Annotated in this window: 15 protein-coding genes; 9 read left to right on the plus strand and 6 right to left on the minus strand. The window is 68.1% G+C overall.

Going from position 1 to position 16,896, the window contains the following annotated elements:
* Positions 1–56 precede the first annotated feature (56 nt).
* On the minus strand, positions 57–1,658 hold the full coding sequence (locus IJ15_RS0117425) for an AMP-binding protein (protein WP_031939625.1): 1,602 nt from the start codon (positions 1,656–1,658) through the stop codon (positions 57–59).
* Positions 1,659–1,807: 149 nt separating this feature from the next.
* On the opposite strand from IJ15_RS0117425, the gene IJ15_RS0117430 reads away from it, so the two are divergent.
* The 5 genes from IJ15_RS0117430 (at position 1,808) to IJ15_RS0117450 (ending at position 7,006) form a co-directional block, all read left to right on the plus strand.
* Positions 1,808–2,659: a helix-turn-helix transcriptional regulator gene (locus IJ15_RS0117430; RefSeq protein ID WP_031939626.1), complete on the plus strand. Its 852-nt coding sequence runs from the start codon at positions 1,808–1,810 to the stop codon at positions 2,657–2,659.
* Between the two features lie 252 nt (positions 2,660–2,911).
* Positions 2,912–4,072: a magnesium and cobalt transport protein CorA gene (locus tag IJ15_RS0117435; protein WP_031939627.1), complete on the plus strand. Its 1,161-nt coding sequence runs from the start codon at positions 2,912–2,914 to the stop codon at positions 4,070–4,072.
* A gap of 218 nt (positions 4,073–4,290) precedes the next feature.
* Positions 4,291–4,818 (plus strand): OsmC family protein, encoded by a 528-nt coding sequence (locus IJ15_RS0117440; protein ID WP_031939628.1) that lies wholly within the window; start codon positions 4,291–4,293, stop codon positions 4,816–4,818.
* Between the two features lie 64 nt (positions 4,819–4,882).
* Positions 4,883–5,956: an ATP-dependent DNA ligase gene (locus IJ15_RS0117445; RefSeq protein ID WP_031939629.1), complete on the plus strand. Its 1,074-nt coding sequence runs from the start codon at positions 4,883–4,885 to the stop codon at positions 5,954–5,956.
* Between the two features lie 3 nt (positions 5,957–5,959).
* Positions 5,960–7,006: a DNA polymerase domain-containing protein gene (locus IJ15_RS0117450; RefSeq protein WP_031939630.1), complete on the plus strand. Its 1,047-nt coding sequence runs from the start codon at positions 5,960–5,962 to the stop codon at positions 7,004–7,006.
* A 32-nt stretch (positions 7,007–7,038) separates the two neighbouring features.
* On the opposite strand, the gene IJ15_RS0117455 is transcribed toward IJ15_RS0117450, so the two are convergent.
* Together IJ15_RS0117455 and IJ15_RS0117460 are read right to left on the minus strand one after the other, a co-directional pair.
* Positions 7,039–8,070, minus strand: a complete 1,032-nt coding sequence (locus IJ15_RS0117455; protein WP_031939631.1) for a phosphotransferase family protein — start codon at positions 8,068–8,070, stop codon at positions 7,039–7,041.
* Entirely contained in the window at positions 8,063–9,208 is a 1,146-nt protein-coding gene (locus IJ15_RS0117460) for a hypothetical protein (protein WP_031939632.1), read from the minus strand. The genes IJ15_RS0117455 and IJ15_RS0117460 overlap by 8 nt, the downstream gene beginning before the upstream one ends.
* A gap of 146 nt (positions 9,209–9,354) precedes the next feature.
* Between IJ15_RS0117460 and IJ15_RS0117465 the strand changes: the two genes are divergently transcribed.
* Positions 9,355–9,963, plus strand: coding sequence for a TetR/AcrR family transcriptional regulator (locus IJ15_RS0117465; RefSeq protein ID WP_031939633.1), 609 nt, complete (start codon positions 9,355–9,357; stop codon positions 9,961–9,963).
* Between the two features lie 335 nt (positions 9,964–10,298).
* Here IJ15_RS0117465 and IJ15_RS0117470 read toward each other — a convergent pair whose 3' ends face one another.
* The 3 genes from IJ15_RS0117470 to IJ15_RS0117480 are packed head-to-tail and all read right to left on the minus strand — an operon-like array spanning position 10,299 to position 13,314.
* On the minus strand, positions 10,299–11,135 hold the full coding sequence (locus tag IJ15_RS0117470) for an SMP-30/gluconolactonase/LRE family protein (protein ID WP_031939634.1): 837 nt from the start codon (positions 11,133–11,135) through the stop codon (positions 10,299–10,301).
* Positions 11,132–12,751 (minus strand): class I adenylate-forming enzyme family protein, encoded by a 1,620-nt coding sequence (locus IJ15_RS0117475; protein ID WP_031939635.1) that lies wholly within the window; start codon positions 12,749–12,751, stop codon positions 11,132–11,134. The genes IJ15_RS0117470 and IJ15_RS0117475 overlap by 4 nt, the downstream gene beginning before the upstream one ends.
* 35 nt (positions 12,752–12,786) lie before the next feature.
* Positions 12,787–13,314, minus strand: coding sequence for a TetR/AcrR family transcriptional regulator (locus tag IJ15_RS0117480; RefSeq protein WP_231569573.1), 528 nt, complete (start codon positions 13,312–13,314; stop codon positions 12,787–12,789).
* A gap of 244 nt (positions 13,315–13,558) precedes the next feature.
* On the opposite strand from IJ15_RS0117480, the gene IJ15_RS0117485 reads away from it, so the two are divergent.
* From IJ15_RS0117485 to IJ15_RS0117495, 3 genes are all read left to right on the plus strand, one after another.
* Complete coding sequence (locus IJ15_RS0117485) at positions 13,559–14,821, plus strand: serine hydrolase domain-containing protein (protein ID WP_081880793.1); 1,263 nt, start codon at positions 13,559–13,561, stop codon at positions 14,819–14,821.
* Positions 14,822–14,834: 13 nt separating this feature from the next.
* Positions 14,835–15,041, plus strand: coding sequence for a dodecin (locus IJ15_RS0117490; RefSeq protein WP_031939638.1), 207 nt, complete (start codon positions 14,835–14,837; stop codon positions 15,039–15,041).
* Between the two features lie 130 nt (positions 15,042–15,171).
* Complete coding sequence (locus IJ15_RS0117495; protein ID WP_031939639.1) at positions 15,172–16,863, plus strand: FAD-dependent oxidoreductase; 1,692 nt, start codon at positions 15,172–15,174, stop codon at positions 16,861–16,863.
* The last annotated feature ends 33 nt before the right edge of the window (positions 16,864–16,896 follow it).

Genomic DNA, 16,896 nt, shown 5'->3' on the forward strand with positions numbered 1-16,896 from the left:
CCGGTTCGGCTGGAACAAAAGGACATTCGTATCGTTCCAGCCGAACCGGGCCGGGGTCATCCCTGTGCGCGCAACTCGAACTTGAGCACCTTGCCGGTCGGGGTGCGCGGCAGTTCGAGTGGGAACACGATCTCCTCCGGCACCTTGAAGCGCGCGATGAGCCCGCGCGTGTGCTCGATGATGTCCTCCGCGGTGGCCGACGCATCCTTCTTCAGGATCACGAACGCCTTGGGCCGTTCTCCCCACTTCTCGTGCGGCACACCGACAACCGCGACGTCGAGCACGGCCGGATGCGACATGACCGCCTGCTCCACCTCGACGGTCGAGATGTTCTCGCCGCCCGAGATGACGATGTCCTTCGCGCGGTCCTTGAGCTGGATGTAGCCGTCCGGGTGCATCACACCCAGATCACCGGTGTGGAACCAGCCGCCCGCGAAGGCCTCCGCGGTGGCGTCTTCGTCGCGGTAGTAGCCGAGCATCACGTTGTTGCCACGCAGGACGATCTCACCCATCGTCTCGCCGTCGGCGGGCACGTCGACCATGTTCTCGTCGACGACGCGCGCGTTCTCGGCCTGCACCATGCCGACGCCCTGACGGGACACCAGCGCGGCGCGCTCCTCGGGTGTGCGGTCGTCCCAGGCCTGCTGGTACTCGCAGATCGTGTACGGCCCGTACACCTCGGTGAGGCCGTACACGTGGACGAAGCTCATGCCGAGCGCCTCGAGCTGCGCGATGGTCGTCGGCGCCGGGGGTGCGCCGCCGTTGGTGATCCGCAGCGACGGCACCGGATGGGCGCGGTCGGCGCCGGCGATGGTCGTGCAGACCGCCGGTGCGCCACACAGATTCGTGATGCCGAGATCGTCGATCGCGTCCCAGATGGCGTCGGCGCGCACCGCCCGCAGGCACACGTGGGTGCCGGCGGCCTGCGTGACGGCCCACGGCGTGCACCAGCCGTTGCAATGGAACATCGGCAGCGTCCACAGGTACTTGGTGTTGCCGTCGAACCCGTTGTGGAACGTCACGCCCAGCGAGTTCAGGTAAGCACCGCGATGGGTGTACATGACGCCCTTGGGCTTGCCGGTGGTGCCGGACGTGTAGTTGATCGAGATGACCTGCTGCTCGTCGTCGACGCCCCAGTGCAGCGGTGCGTCGGTCAGGCCGTCGCGGCTGCTCAGGAACTCGTCGTACTGCGCCGTCACCACACCGGCGGGGACGTCGGGGTACGGGACCGTCGAGTCCGGTATCTCGACGATCTCCACGACACTGGCGACGTTCTCCCGCGCGGTGCGCACCGCGCCCACCAGCTCGGAGTCCACGAAGAGGATCTTCACGCCCGCGTGGTCGAGGATGTACTCGAGCTCGGCCCCGGCCAGGCGCGAGTTGAGCGCGACCAGCACGCCACCGGCGAGCGGCACCGCGAAGTGCGCGATGAGCATCTCGGGGGTGTTGGGGGACAGGTAGGCGATCCGGTCGCCCGGCTCGATGCGCGAACGCAGTACGCGGGCCAGCCGCGCGGACTCGTCGGCGAACTCCCGGTACGTGTAACTCCGGTCCCCGTGGACGATCGCGGTCTTGGTCGGGAAGACAGATGCCGAGCGGTCCAGGAAGCGCAGCGGACTGAGCGGCGTGTGGTTCGCCGAGGCGGACAGATCGGACACGGGTACCTCCGCAGTGATGGGCCAGTGACGGGCGTTACACACCGCCGGTTCCGACGCTATGGGTCACCGTCCGGCGGCCGCTACCCTCTGAAGTGGGTATCCGCGGTGGGTACCCGCGCCGACCGAGCGAGAGCGTCCCGAACGAACAGATGACCGACACCCTGCGACCGAGCGACGAGGACGCGATCCGCGCCGAGCTCCGCTACCTGCGCACCAGCACCACGCTGCCGGTGCTGTTCGGAGGCATGGTCGACGGGCGCAGCCTGCGGCTGTCGGGATTCGTCGGGACACGCGGCGCGATGCTCCGGGACCTGACGATCGACACCGAATGCGGACTGGGTGGTCGGGTCATGGCCGAGCAGCGCCCCGGCGCCGTCCAGGATTACGCGCACTCTCGGCACATCACGCACGACTACGACCACGAGGTGGCGAGCGAGGGGATCGAGTCGCTGCTGGCCGCCCCCGTCGTGGTGCGTGGGAAGACCCGGGCCGCGGTGTACGGCGGACTGCGCGCCAACCTGCCGATCGGCGACGTGACGGCCGAATCGGTGATGGCGTCCGCCCGCAAACTCGCTCACGAGATCGCGATCCGTGACGAGGTGGACCGTCGCGTCGCACTCATCGAGAATGCGCGGACCACCCCCGACGCGTATCGGGATCCGGCGATCTCGACGGGCATCACCGAGAGCTACCTCGCGCTGCGGGAGATCGCGGACCGACTCGACGACGACGCCCTCGGTGCCGAGGTCCGTGCGGTGGAGGGAAAGCTGCGCGGGCTCACCGTCGGCGCCACCGAGCCCGCGAGGGTGGCGCTGTCGCAACGCGAGTTCGAGGTCCTCGTCCACGTCGCGCTCGGCTGCCGCAACGCCGAGATCGGCGAGCGACTGGGGCTGCGCCTGGACACCGTTAAGAGCTACATGCGCAACATCATGATCAAGCTCGAGGTCAGCAGTAGGCACGCGGCCGTGGTCGAGGCGCGGCGGCAGGGGCTCATCCCGTAACCGCGTGCGACCGATCGGCCCGGTTGTCGCCTTCGGCGCCGCCGGAGTAAGGTGTCGTCGTTCGGGTCGACCCGCGCCCGCGGAATCTGCGGGGTTCGAGGAAGAGGAGGTGGGGCTAGTAATGAGTAGCCAACCTCCGAGTACCGGTTAAACAGGACAATCCACGCCATCTCGTCAGGTGGCGTCCGACTGGTGTCCGTGGGGCCGCAAGCAGTGGCCCGGACCGCGGACCTTCCCGAAAGCTGTTCTCGTATGCGTGAAATGCGTCCGATTCGCTCGATCCTCCCGCGCCGCGCCGCCGGCACCGCCGATGACGTGGTCTCGCCCGAGCATTCGATGGCGCCGCGACACCCGGGGCCGACACCACCGGCCGCGAACCCGTCCGGCGTCGTGGAGTCGAGCGTCGTCAACAGTGCGGTCTACCGTGACGGCCGCCGGATCGCCTCGCCGGCGACCCTGGCGGAAGCGCTCGAGAGCCTGCCCGACGAGTCGTCGATGGCGTGGATCGGGCTCTACCGTCCTGATGACGCTCAACTGAACGCTGCTGCAAAGCAATTCGATCTGCACGAGCTCGCAGTCGAGGATGCGATCGTGGCGCACCAGCGGCCCAAGCTCGAGCGCTACGGTGACACCCTGTTCGTCGTGCTGCGCGCCGCGCGGTACCTCGACGAATCGGAGAGCGTCGACTTCGGTGAACTGCACATCTTCTGCGGCCCGACGTTCGTGCTCACCGTCCGGCACAGCGAGTCGCCGGACCTGTCGAACGTTCGGCACCGCATGGAGAGCGATCCCGAGCTCCTCAAACTCGGCCCCGAGGCCGTGCTCTACGCGATCCTCGACGCCGTCGTCGACGGGTACGCGCCGGTCGTCGCGGGACTGCAGAACGACATCGACGAGATCGAGACCGAGGTCTTCAGTGGCGACCCCATGGTGTCGCGGCGCATCTACGAGCTCTCCCGTGAGGTCGTCGAGTTCCAGCGCGCCACCAAGCCGCTGCTCGGCATGCTGCGTGGGCTGTCCGCGGGCTTCGACAAGTACAACACCGACGAGGAACTGCAGAAGTATCTGCGGGACGTGACCGACCATGCGACCACCGTCGTCGAGCGGGTCGACGGTTTCCGGGAACTGCTCGGCAGTATCCTCGCGCTCAACGCGACGCTGGTCTCGCAGGCTCAGAACGAAGAGATGCGCAACATGACCGAGGCGAGCTACGCGCAGAACGAGGAGATCAAGAAGGTCTCGGCATGGGCCGCAATCCTGTTCGCGCCCACCCTGATCGGCACCGTGTACGGCATGAACTTCGACAACATGCCCGAATTGCACTGGGCCGGTGGATATCCGTTCGCATTGATGCTCATGGTGCTCACTTGCACGGGGCTGTACACGATCTTCAAACGTCGCGGCTGGCTGTAGACCGGGCGGGACGTAGACCGGGCCGAGCGGTCCGGCTACAGTCTCAGGCGTGACCCCACTCCGCGCGATCGACTCCGGTGAGCTGCTGACGCGGCGCCGCCATGTCGACTTCGCGCTGGTGTGCACGTGCGGTTGTCGTCGGTCCTGATCGACCCCGACGACACGCTCGCCGGGCGGCCTCGGCTGTCCGGATCCGCACACTCACGACAGGTTCACCCATGACCACAGCTTCCGTCTCCCATCTGTCCTCGATCGTCGCCGCCACCGGCGATGCCGTCTCGAAGGACGCCGGTAAGGCGCACGTCGTCTTCAAGGCCTCGGCTCGGGCCCACGACGCCGTCGCCAGCACTGTCTCGCTCGGCAAGTACACGGTGGAGGTCGACGAACCGCCGGCGCTCGGCGGTGACAACAGCGCACCCAACCCGGTCGAGTACTACCTGGCCTCGCTCCTGTCCTGCCACGTCGTGACCTACCGGTTCTGGGCCGAGCGCCTCGGTATCCGGGTCGACGACATCACCGCCCGCGCCGAGGGAGACCTCGACGTCCGGGGCTTCTTCGGGTTCGACGACGCCGTGCGGCCCGGCTTCGGCGAGGTCCGCGTCGTCGTGAACGTCACCGGCCCGGAGTCGCGGGAAAGGTACCTCGAACTGCACGAGGCGGCCGAGGCACACTGCCCGGTTCTCGACCTGACGCGCAACCCCACCCCGGTCACCTCGGTCCTCGAAACCCCCGACTCGAACGTCTGATCGGGCCGCACCGGACGCGGCGAACAGCGCGCGAACGGCGGGTGCGGGTGTCACTATGGACGCCGTGGACCTGCCTATCGCACCACCGCTGCAGCCGATGCTGGCCAAGGCCGCGTCCGGGGTGCCCGAGCAACCGGCCGGTGACGACGTCTGGTCGTACGAGCCCAAATGGGACGGATTCCGCGCCATCGTGTTCCGCGACGGCGACGAGGTCGTGCTCGGGTCGCGTGGTGGCAAGGACCTGGCCCGATACTTCCCCGAGATGGTCGAGGCGGTGCGGGCCGAACTGCCGCCACGCTGCGTCGTCGACGGCGAACTGGTGGTTCCCCGGGAGATCGGCGGCCGGACCCGCCTGGACTGGGGCTCGCTGTCCGAGCGGATCCACCCTGCCGACAGCCGGGTGAGACTGCTCGCGGTGCAGACCCCGGCACAGTTCATCGGATTCGATCTGCTGGCGCTCGGCGACGTCGACCTCACCGCAAGCCCGTTCGCGCAGCGCCGTGACGCACTGCTGGGCGCGATCGGCGGTGGACCGAGCTGTCACGTCACCGCCGCGACCCGCGACAGTGCGACCGCCGAGCGGTGGTTCGAGACGTTCGAGGGTGCGGGCCTCGATGGCGTCGTCGCCAAGAGGCTCGACGGTCACTACCTGCCGAACAAGCGGGAGATGGTGAAGGTCAAGCACTCGCGCACCGCCGACGTCGTGGCGATCGGCTACCGGCCGCACAAGAGTCAGCCGGGTATCGGATCGATCCTGTTGGGGCTGTACGACGACGGCGACCTGCACATGGTCGGAGGGGCATCGGCGTTCACCGCGAAGCGCCGCGTCGAGTTGCTCGCCGAACTCGAGCCGCTGCGGGTCGGCGACGACGTCGTGGCCGAGGGGGAGGCCACGCGCTGGCGTTCGGGCACCGACCGTAGTTGGATTCCGCTGCGCCCCGAGAGGGTGCTCGAGGTGGCGTACGACCAGATGGAGGGCGGGCTCGGCGAACGCGGCAGCCAGGCCGGGGTCCGGTTCCGGCACGCGGCGCGGTTCCTGCGGTGGCGCCCGGACCGGGCGCCGGAGTCGTGCACGTTCGAACAGCTCGAGGTTCCGCTCCGCTACGACCTCGCGGACGTCCTGACGGGAGAGAACTGAATCATGGCTGACTCCAAGCGTTCTCCGGCCGAGGAACTCGATGTCGACGGTGTCGCCGTCCGGCTGTCCAACCCGGACAAGATCTACTATCCGCGGCTCGGGGCAGACGGTGGCACCAAGCGGCACCTCGTGGAGTACTACCGCAGCGTCGCCACCGGCGGCCAACTGCTGCGCGCGCTGCGGGACCGGCCGACGCACATCCAGCGCTTCCCCGACGGCGTGGAGGGGGAGGAGATCTACCAGAAGCGGGTCCCGGCGAAGCGGCCCGAGCACGTCGGCTCGTGCGAGGTGACGTTCCCGTCGGGGCGCACCGCGGACGTGCTGCGGGTGCGCAGTGCCGCCGACATCGTGTGGGCCGCGAACCTCGGCACCGTCACGTTCCATCCGTGGGCGGTGCGCTGCCCGGACGTCGAGCATCCCGACGAGTTGCGGATCGATCTGGATCCGCAGCCGGGCACCGACTTCGACGACGCCCGCCGCGTCGCGCTCGACGTCCTGCATCCGCTGCTCGACGAGCTGGGACTGCTCGGATTCCCGAAGACGTCGGGTGGACGCGGACTGCACGTGTACATCCGGATCGAGCAGCGGTGGGACTTCGTGGAGGTGCGCCGGGCCGGGATCGCGCTGTGCCGGGAGGTCGAGCGGCGCAGCGGCGACCGTGCCACCACCAAGTGGTGGAAGGAGGAGCGTGGCAAGCGCATCTTCCTGGACTTCAATCAGAACGCCCGGGACAAGACCATCGCATCGGCGTATTCGGCTCGCCGCACCCCGATCGGAACTGTGTCGACCCCGGTGACGTGGTCGGAACTCGAGTCGGTCGAGCCCGACGACTTCACCATCGCGACCGTGCCGGCTCTGCTCGCCGGTCGCGGCGACCCGATGGCGACCCTCGACGACGTCGCGCATTCCCTCGACGGACTGCTCGAGATGGCCGAGCGAGACCTCGCGGCGGGCCTGGGCGACATGCCGTACCCCCCGAACTACCCGAAGATGCCGGGCGAGCCCAAGCGGGTGCAGCCGAGCCGCGACCGGGACCTGAAGAAGGACTGACCGGTCGGGCTCGACCTACACTCCGGGATGCCTCAGTTCGCGTCCAGCAGTTGTTCGAGTCTGGCCATGCAGAATCCGGTGATACTGACGTTGTCACCGAGGTTCAGGTGGGTGGACAGGCGCAGTAGCGGAACCGAGAGCAGTACCGCCGCGAGCACCTCGTTGAACAGCAGGTTCCGCACCTTCCAGCCGGTCAGTTCCTCGTAGCGGGCGATGGTCTCCTCCCGCCCCGGGGTGCCGGGCAGGCTAGGGTGGCCCTCGTACTCGCTGCACGCCCAGTCCAGGAACAGCACCCACGCCAGGTCGGCCTCGTGGTCACCCAGATACGCCATCTCCCAGTCGAGTACACCCGCCACGGCCAGGTCCGGCGTGTACAGGATGTTCGACATGCGGGCGTCCCCCCACACCAGTGTCACGTGCTCCGGATCGTAGAGGTTGCCCGCGAGCCAGGTCAGGGCCCTCTCCATGACCGGGGGCAGCTCCGGTGCCGCCCAGCGCACGGCCCAGTCGAGGTAGTTCACGATCTGCTCGACCGGTTCGTCCCCGAACTTGGGCATCGCCAGGAACCCGAGCCGCAGTTCCTCGGGGTCGAGGAGATGGACCTGCGCCATCGTCTCCACACACTCCCACCACATCTTCGCCCGACCCTGCTCGTCGGCGTCGAAGTAGTTCCCTGCCGTGTGGTAGGACGGGAAGTCGCTGGGTGCCTCGGCATCACCGATGCGGTCCATCACGTAGTACGGGGTGCCGAGCGGGTTGTCTCCGGCGTCGATCCACCGGAGGCCGGGGACCTGGAGATCGGTCGGTGCGAGCCGGTCCATCACCAGGTATTGGCGCCGCAGGTCGTAGTCGGGGAAAAGCGAGACCTCGGGCGGGCGGCGGAAGACGTACCCGGCCGACTCGTGCTCGGCGCCCTCGAGGTCGAACAGGTAGGTCTCGGTGGAGAACCCGCGTTCGGTGCGCTTGAAGTCGACGATCTTCGCGTTCTGTGCGCCCGGAATGCGCTTCCGGACAATGGGTTCGAGAGCGGCGGCCAGGTCCTCTGGCGCGACCCGCTCAGTCATTGTTCTTGCCGGATCGGTTGGCGCTCCAGTCGGTGTAGCCGTAGCGCGGGTTCACCCCCATGAACACCATCTCCACCAGCCCGTGCCCGATCTTGTCGCCCATCCTGACCTTGCACAGCGTCTCGCTCAGCATGCTGACCTTGCGGATCTCGTTCACATCGGTGATGTCGACGTCGAAGCTGTCGCTGAAGTCCTTGCCGCGGTACATGCCCGACGCGTAGCCGTTGTACTCGTCGTAGCCGGCCAGGCCCGGCCAGAAGTCGCACACCGGCTCGACCTCGATGACGTCGGTGGTGCGGTCGGCGCGGTGCACCGTGAAGGTGCCGGACTTGACGACGCGGAGGTCGTCGCGGAAGTCCAGGTCGTGCTCGACGTCGATGATCGGCAGCGGGTCCTTGCCGGAGTCGATCGGGAACAGCACCTCGCCCTCGAACTGCCAGCGCTCCCCGGTGTGCGTCTCGCGCTGCGCGAAATGCACCACCTCGTCGTCGAACTGGAAGATGCCCATGTAGTAGAAGACGCCGGCGGGCACCTCCGAGGGCTGCATGTTGCCGCCCTCGGGCAGGCTGCCGCCGCCGCCTCCGTGGCGCACACCCCACGAGTGGTCACGGCCGAACCACCAACTGTCGGGGTCGATCTCGATGCGTTCGCCGTCGATCTCGATCCAGCCGGTGATGGTGCCGTTCTGGTAGAAGCGGCGGGCGTCCTCGCGGACCCGGCCGCGGCTGCGGTGGAAGGCCGCGGTCTGCTCGTAGACCGGGAAGTCGCCGGTGAAGTCGAGTTGCAGGCTCAGTCCGTGCTCGTTGGACTCGACGGTGGAGCGAACCCTGCGCAGCGGCTCGACGATCTCGTACGTGTACGGCCCGACGCTCCACGCGTTCAGGGCTCCGGTCTGGGGGTTCAGCTCGGTGGACATCCGGACGACTCGGGCCTGTTCACCCTTGCGGGTGACCATCGCGTAGGCGTCGAGGACGTTGCGGTTCGGGTACTTCGCCAGACCGGTCATGATGCTGATCTCGCCGGACTTGTCGAAGCCGTACATCACGATCCGCTCAGTCCAGCGCAGGTCGCTCTGCGAGACGTGGTCGAGGGTGGTGGGGAGCTGGTGGATGAGCAATTCGTCGTGCGGGGTGATCATCGGGCGTCGTCCTTTCGGTGGATGGCTGGCGGACTTCCCGGAATCTATTACGGAGCGCTCTGCAACGTAATAGTTTCGGTGAAACTCGTCCGGTACTGTCCGGATGCGTGAAGACGAGCAGCGACCGCCGGCCCGGAGTAGTCGGTGTGGGCCGACCGCGGGACCCCCAAGTCGACCGTTCCATCCTCGCTGCAACCAGGGAAGTACTCGTGGAGACCGGGTACCAGAAGACCACCATCACCGCGATCGCCCGACGCGCGAAGGTCGGCACCTCGGCGATCTACCGCCGCTGGGCCACGAAGGAATCCATCATCGAGGACGCCGTGTTCGGGATGCAGGACGCCGCGCTGCCCCCCGCTACCACCAAGCTGCGCGACGACCTGTTGGCGTGGACCAGGTTGTTCCTCAACCAGATCGCCGAACCCGCCACCCGCGCGGCCATTCCCGGTCTGCTCTCCGCCTACCACCACGACGACGGCGCCTACGAGCGCCTCGTGCTCAGATCCGAGGATCCGGCCCGCATCGCTCTGACCGAACGCGTGGCCGCGGCCTTCCCCGACCGTTCCACGGCGGAGAACGTCGCGGCGGCGGACGCCGCGTTCGACTTGTTGGTCTCCGCCACCATCGTGCGCGGCCTCACCAACGGACTCGCGGGGGCCGACGCGTTCTGTGCCCGCACCGCCGACTCGCTGGCCCTGCTGGTCACGGCGAAGGCGAATTCATGCACGTGCTCCGGGCGCGTGGCCTACGACTGATGCGGCGCGGGCGGCCGTCCCGGCGGAGCCGACGATGGTTGCGAGTTCATCGCGGGTGAATCCGAGATGACGGGCGGAGCGCATCCAGGTGTAGAGGTCCGATGCCGCGCGATACCCGCCGAGCCGCGTGTAGCAGTCCGCCAGGTGACGGCACATCGAGTGCGACGTCGCGACGCCTGATGACGGTGAGACGAAGTGCCCGTCGACCATCGCCACCGTGCCTGCGTCGTCGGGAACACCCCTTGAGCACCCACCACAGGATGATCACCCACCACGAGCAGCTCGCGCGCACGGCGCACGTCGTCACGAACTATCTTCGGTCCTTCCCCGGCGGATCACCGAGAGCGTCGACTCGGTCGGCGACGGGTGAGCCGCAGCACGGCCCCTGATCCGGCTGCGGTGACGAAGAATTCGTCCTCGCCGGGACGTCCGCGGCAGATGTTGGTGGGCATACTGCCCTCGGGCAACGGGTGACTCGCCTCGACGGTGCCGTCCGGGCCGACGACATCGATCCGGTGGCCGCTGGTGGTCGCGACCCAGAGGCGATCGGAGCCGTCGACGGCAAACCCGTCCGGACGAGCGGCGTCGAGCGTTCGTATCACGGTTCCACCGACCGGATGATTTTCCACGACATCATATTTCGCGATGTCGGAGCTGACGGTCTCCGTCAAGTAGAGGTGCGTACGGTCGTTGCTGAATCCGATGCCGTTCACGAAGATCGGGCCCTCGATCAGCATTTCGCTGTCCCCGCTGTCGACGTCGACGGCCCAGACCCGACCGGGCAGTGCCCGGTCGGGCCGGGAGAAATCGAACTGCTCGCGCGAGTCGGTGACCCACAGGCGCCCGTCCGGCCCGAAGACCAGGTCGTTGGGCGCCCCCATCTCCTTCGCCAGGTACTCCACCGTGCCGTCACGGATCACCTGGATCCCCGGTTCGGCTGTGCTCTGTGCGGCCCAGATCCCACCGTTCTGGGCGACATAGAGTGCGCCGTCGGGGCCGAGTGCGAGCCCGTTCGGGCCACCCCCGACCAGGTGTTCGACGACAACGGTGCCGTCCCGGTCGAGGACGACGACCGATCCGCGGCTCATCGACACCAGCGCCACCCGGTCGTCGGGGAGATAGACCGGGCCTTCGGTGAAACCGAGGTCCTCGGCGATCAGTTCGACGTTCATACCCTCGACTCGACCTGCGCGCGGATGACCTTCCCGGTGGCGTTGCGCGGCAGATCCGCCGTGGTGATCGTCCAGCGTGTCGGGACCTTGTAGCGGGCCAGTGCCGCACCCGCGAACTCCGCCAGTTCGACCTCGGTGACTGTGCTGCCGTCCCGGGTGACGACGACGGCCGCGACCTCCTGGCCCAGATCCTCGTGATCGACCCCGAGCACGACGCACTCACGGATCTCGGGATGAAGGGCGAGCCGGTTCTCGATCTCGGCAGGGTAGACATTCTCGCCGCCGCGGAGGATCAGATCCGAGCGCCGACTCGACACACTCAGGTACTCGCCGCTCATGGTGCCGAGATCGCCGGTGCGGTACCAACCGTCCGGGGCGGTCGCCTGGTCGGTCGCCTCCGGATTGTTCCAGTAGCCGAGCATGATTCCCGGTCCCCGCAGGCAGATCTCCCCCTCGACGCCGTCGGGGAGCCTGTTGCCGTCGGCATCGCGGACCTCGACCTGCATCGTCACGATGGGGCGCCCGACGGTGCTGGGGTCGGCGAGCAACTCTGCGGGGGAGGCGACCGTCGCGGCTGTGGAGGACTCGGTCATGCCGTAGCTGGTGCCGAGCGATCGGCCCGCCTCGGGGAGCCCGGCACGGAGCTTCTCCCGCAGCGCCTCCGACGACGGTGCACTGTTCACCGTGACCGTGCGCAACGAGGACAGGTCGTACCGGCCGAGGTCGCCTTCGAGGACCCGCGAGAGCATCGTCGGGACGGCGCCCCAGTTCGTGACCCGTTCCTGCTCGATCAGGCCGAGAACCGCGTCGGCTTCGAAACGTCCCTGGTGGATCACGGCGGTGTCGCCGACCGCCAGGCGTACGACCGCGAGGTTGTGCAGCGCGGCGATGTGGAACAGTGGCGTCGCCAGGAGGAAGCGTCGATCTGTCGGCGCGGCAACGAGTTCGGTGACGACCGCGTCGTTGAGCAGGTGGAACCAGAGCGCGGTGAGGACGTTGCGGTGCGAGTGTGTCGCACCTTTCGGGCGACCCGTGGTGCCGCTGGTGAACAGGATCAGCGCCGGATCGTCCTCGTCGGCAACATGATCGGGTAGGCGATCGGTGGCGTGCGATACGAGGATGGCCGGCAGATCGGTCTCGACCGATACCGTCGGTACACCGCTGTCGCCGACTCGGTCTGCACGGACGCGGTCGGCGACCAGGACCTTGGGTTCGGTCAGCTCGAGAGCGTGGGTCATCTCCGGCCCGGTCCACAGCGAGTTCATGCCGACCGCGACGGCGCCGAGAGAGACGGCGGCCCAGAAGGTGACGATCCACTCCGGGCTGTTGGCCGCACAAATCGCCACGCGGTCGCCGGGGCGGACGTCGTACTCGGCGCGCAGTGCCGCGGCCAGTGCGGCGACGCGTCGGCGATGCTCGTCGAACGTGAGTCGGCTCTCCCGCGTCACCAGGTAGTCGCGGTCCCCGAACTTCGCCGACGACTGCAGCAACTCGCCGAGCGAGCGGTGCCGGCGGGTGTAGACGGGAAGCTGCTGCCCCAGCACGTCTTCGATACCGATCTCGAACGGTTGTCCGGGAGCGGTGAGTCGGGCGACGATGTCATCGCGGGTTGTCATCGGTGGAGCTCCTTCCAGAGCGGCCAAACAGGTGATCAGGCGGCGTGCGCAGCCAGGACGTACAGGGCGTCGGTGAGTGCCTCGACGAAGGCGTCGGCACCCTCGGCGCCGTGCATGAGTCCGTGCATTGTCGTTGCGCCCGAGAGTAAATCGAACAGGAACATCGGGTCCGCGCCGGGGGCGATCTCCCCGCGGGCGGCCGCGCCGTCGAGCAGGTCGGAGAACGCCTGACGGACCGGGGCCCCGATGGCGAGCAGTCGTCGCCGCGCGTCCTCCGAGCGGGAGTCGGCCAGCAGGCCGGGCACGCCTGCGCGTGCGGCCGGCCGTGCGGCGCGTGCCAGGAAGACGCGCACCCAGGTGGCCAGGTCGGCCCGCAGATCGCCGGTCTCCTCGGGCAGCGGATGCCCGCCGGTGCCGTGCACGGCCTCCTCGATCAGCGCCTCGCGGGACGGCCACCGTCGATAGATCGCCGGAGTGTTCACCGCGGACGCCCGGGCGATCGCGGCGATCGTCGTCTGCTGATAGCCGTCCGTCGCCAGCAGGCGCCGGGTCGCGGCGAGCACGGCTCGATCCTTGCCGGGGTCGCGCGGGCGCCCCGCGCGAGACGTGATTTCAGACTCCACCATTAGATGGTAGGCCGTTACGTTAGTCGGTCGGTCGTTTCGGGCCAACGGACGGATTCGGTCGTTTGACCAGGACGTTTGCGGCCCCACTTATATCGAATGTCTGTTTCGCCTCGCGGCGGCCTCTTCCGCCCGTAGGCTGCGCCAATCACAATGGTGTGAGGAAGTGGGATCGGAGGTCGCGATGACGATCCAGGTGGAGCGTGGAAGCGGATCGCGCGGGGCGATGGGTACTCCCGAACGTGTCCCGGTGCCGGTGCCGGTCGAAGTGCCCGTACGCGCGCAGGCACGCACCGAGATGCTGGTGGACCCGCGGTTCCTACCGCTCGCCGACCGCTTCTTCTCGATGTACCGCCAGCCCCAGCACGGTGGTGGCGCGCTGGTCGCCTACGTGCACGGCGAGAAGGTGCTCGACATCTGGGCCGGATACGCGGATCGGGACCGTCGCTGGAACCGCGACACCGTCTCGCTGTCCTTCTCCACCGGCAAGGGCGTCGCGAGCACGGTCACCCACCGGCTGGCCGAGCGCGGCATCGTCGACTACGACACCCCCGTGTCCACCTACTGGCCCGAGTTCGGTGCGGCCGGCAAGCAGGCCATCACGATCCGGGACGTCCTGACCCACCGCGCCGGCCTGCACAAGGTCCGCGGACTGGTACCCGGCCGAACCGGACTGCTCGACTACGGCACCGTCATCGAGGCGCTCGCCGCGGCGGCACCGGATCCGCGTCGTCTGCGCGGGCCGGGCTACCACGCCGTCACGTTCGGCTGGCTGATCGCCGAGACGGTCTCGCGGGCCACCGGCAAGCCCTTCGTCGACATCGTCCGGGAGGAGATCGCCGAACCCCTCGGGCTCGACGAGTACTGGTACCGGGTGCCGCAGGACCAGAAGCCGCGGATCGCGAAGTTGTTCCCGCACATCAACCCGGGCGGACTGGACTGGCAGGTCACGGCGTCGGTCCTGTCGCGGGTGGGCCCGCTGCGCGGGCTCGCGGAGGCCGCGATGCCGGACGGTTTCGACGAACTCGTGCGGAACCCGGCGGTGCACGACGCCGTCATGCCCGGATGGAACGGCGTGTTCAGTGCCCGCTCCCTCGCACGGATGTACGCGGCCCTCGCCAACGGTGGCGTCATCGACGGCACCCGGTTCCTCGAACCCGAGACCCTCGAGCAGATGGGGACCGTGCAGACCCGGGACCGCGACTACGTGCTCGGCGTCAAGCTCGGCTGGCGGCTCGGCTATCACCCCCCGATCCTGGCCAGTCGCACGCAGCCGACCCGCGGCCTCGGGCATTACGGGGTGGGCGGATCGGGCGCGTACGCGGACCCCGAAACGGGCCTGGCCCTGGCATTCGTCACCAACAGACTCGGCAACGCGGTCTCCGCCCTCGGGGATCTGCGACTGGCCAAGCTGGGCGCCGAAGCGCAGGCGATCATGCGCTCCTGAAGGAGGACTGGCGATGAGCAACCACGTCTACCGGGTCATCGAGATCGTCGGATCGTCACCCGACGGCGTCGACGCCGCGATCGCGAACGCCGTCGGACGCGCGAACGAGACGATGCGCAATCTCGAGTGGTTCGAAGTCGTCGAGACCCGCGGTCACATCGAGGACGGCGCCGTCGCGCACACTCAGGTGACGCTGAAGGTCGGCTTCCGGCTGGAGTGAGCCGACCCGCGTCCGGGCGCGTCCGCTCGATTTCCGGTACAACGGAACCTCGACCCAAACTGAAACACGTTATAGTCTTGGGTCGAGATCGAGAGATTTCGGTCCGGGCACTCACAGGTAGGGAAGAACTGTGGCTTATGTGATTACGCAGGCATGCTGCAACGACGCATCATGCGTGGACGTCTGTCCCGTCAACTGCATTCATCCGACTCCGGACGAGCCGGAGTTCGCCACGACGGAGATGCTCTACATCGATCCGCAGACATGCATCGACTGCGGTGCATGTGTCGACGAGTGCCCCGTCGACGCGATCTTCGGTGAGAACGAACTCAGCGAGGCGCACTCCCTGTACCCGGAGATCAATGCCGCGTACTTCGAGAAGCACCCCATCGGGCCGGACTGGCCGGAACTGGCCCAGCCCAAGCCGCTCGATCCCGCGCTGGGGACACTGCGTGTCGCGATCGTCGGTTCCGGACCTGCAGCCTGCTACGCCGCGATCGAACTCACCGCTCGCCCGCGCGTCGAGGTCGACATGTTCGACCGCCTGCCCACCCCGTACGGACTCGTCCGCGCCGGCGTCGCGCCCGACCATCCGGGTACCAAGGGTGTCGCGGACGTGTTCCGGTCGGCGATGAGCAAGCGGTCCGTGCAGTGCCACTTCAACGTCGAGGTCGGACAGCACGTCAGCCACGACGAGCTCCTCGCGCACCACCACGCCGTCATCTACGCGGTGGGCGCGGCCAGCGACCGTCGACTCGGGGTCCCCGGCGAGGACCTGCCCGGTTCCCACGCCGCCACCGAGTTCGTCGCCTGGTACAACGGTCACCCCGACTACGCGAACCACGACTTCGATCTGTCGGCCGAGCGCGCAGTCATCATCGGCAACGGCAACGTCGCGCTCGACGTCGCCCGCATCCTCGTCACCGATCCCGACGAGCTGGCCAAGACCGACATGGCCGAGCATGCCGTGGAGGCGCTGCGCCACAGCAACATCCGTGAGGTCGTCATCGTCGGCCGTCGCGGGCCAGCGCAGGCCGCGTACACCAATCCCGAGCTGATCGCGTTGGGCCAGATGGCCGACGTCGACATCGTCGTGGACCCGGACGAGGCGATCCTCGACGCGGCCAGCCGGGCTTGGGTCGACGGACCGGACTCCGAGCCGTCCGAGAAGCTGAAGGTCCGTCAGGTGGAGGAGTTCGCGAAGCGGACCACCACCGACGGCCGCAAGCGGATCGTGTTGCGGTACCTCGCCTCTCCGGTTGAGATCAGTGGCGACGGCCGCGTCGAGGAACTGCGCCTGGTCCGCAACGAACTGGTCGCCGACGAGTCCGGCAAGCTCGGTGCCCACGCCACCGATCGCACCGAGACGCTCTCCACCGGGCTGGTGCTGCGGTCCATCGGCTACAAGGGCCTGCCCATCGCCGACCTGCCGTTCGACGAACGTCGTGGCGTCGTCCCCAACGAGAACGGCCGGGTCGTCGACCCCGAGACCGGTTCCCCGGTGAGCGGTGTCTATGTCGCCGGCTGGATCAAGCGCGGGCCCACCGGCGTCATCGGCACCAACAAGCATTGTTCCGCGGCCACCGTGGACATGCTGCTGTCGGACTTCTCGGCCGGACTGCTCGCTCAGCCCACCGACGAGCGTGAGCACCTCGGGGAACTGATCGGCGAGCGGCAGCCCGACGCCATCGACTTCCAGGGCTGGCAGCGCATCGACAAGAAGGAGCGCGCACTCGGCGCGGAGAGCGGACGTTCCCGCACCAAGATCGTCGATCTGGTCGCAATGCTCGATGCCGCTCGCGGCGAGGGCGCGGCCGGCTGACAGCGGGTCGGTGTTGTCGGCGAACGCCCGATA

This window comes from Prescottella defluvii, from assembly GCF_000738775.1.
Taxonomy (GTDB): domain Bacteria; phylum Actinomycetota; class Actinomycetes; order Mycobacteriales; family Mycobacteriaceae; genus Prescottella; species Prescottella defluvii.

What these genes read in the sequence shown, in the direction of transcription:
- IJ15_RS0117430 (WP_031939626.1), top strand. Translation starts at nt 1,808, where the DNA reads ATGACCGACACCCTGCGACCGAGCGACGAGGACGCGATCCGCGCCGAG.
- IJ15_RS0117435 (WP_031939627.1), top strand. Translation starts at nt 2,912, where the DNA reads ATGCGTGAAATGCGTCCGATTCGCTCGATCCTCCCGCGCCGCGCCGCC.
- IJ15_RS0117440 (WP_031939628.1), top strand. Translation starts at nt 4,291, where the DNA reads ATGACCACAGCTTCCGTCTCCCATCTGTCCTCGATCGTCGCCGCCACC.
- IJ15_RS0117450 (WP_031939630.1), top strand. Translation starts at nt 5,960, where the DNA reads ATGGCTGACTCCAAGCGTTCTCCGGCCGAGGAACTCGATGTCGACGGT.
- IJ15_RS0117455 (WP_031939631.1), bottom strand. Translation starts at nt 8,070, where the DNA reads ATGACTGAGCGGGTCGCGCCAGAGGACCTGGCCGCCGCTCTCGAACCC.
- IJ15_RS0117460 (WP_031939632.1), bottom strand. Translation starts at nt 9,208, where the DNA reads ATGATCACCCCGCACGACGAATTGCTCATCCACCAGCTCCCCACCACC.
- IJ15_RS0117470 (WP_031939634.1), bottom strand. Translation starts at nt 11,135, where the DNA reads ATGAACGTCGAACTGATCGCCGAGGACCTCGGTTTCACCGAAGGCCCG.
- IJ15_RS0117475 (WP_031939635.1), bottom strand. Translation starts at nt 12,751, where the DNA reads ATGACAACCCGCGATGACATCGTCGCCCGACTCACCGCTCCCGGACAA.
- IJ15_RS0117485 (WP_081880793.1), top strand. Translation starts at nt 13,559, where the DNA reads ATGACGATCCAGGTGGAGCGTGGAAGCGGATCGCGCGGGGCGATGGGT.
- IJ15_RS0117490 (WP_031939638.1), top strand. Translation starts at nt 14,835, where the DNA reads ATGAGCAACCACGTCTACCGGGTCATCGAGATCGTCGGATCGTCACCC.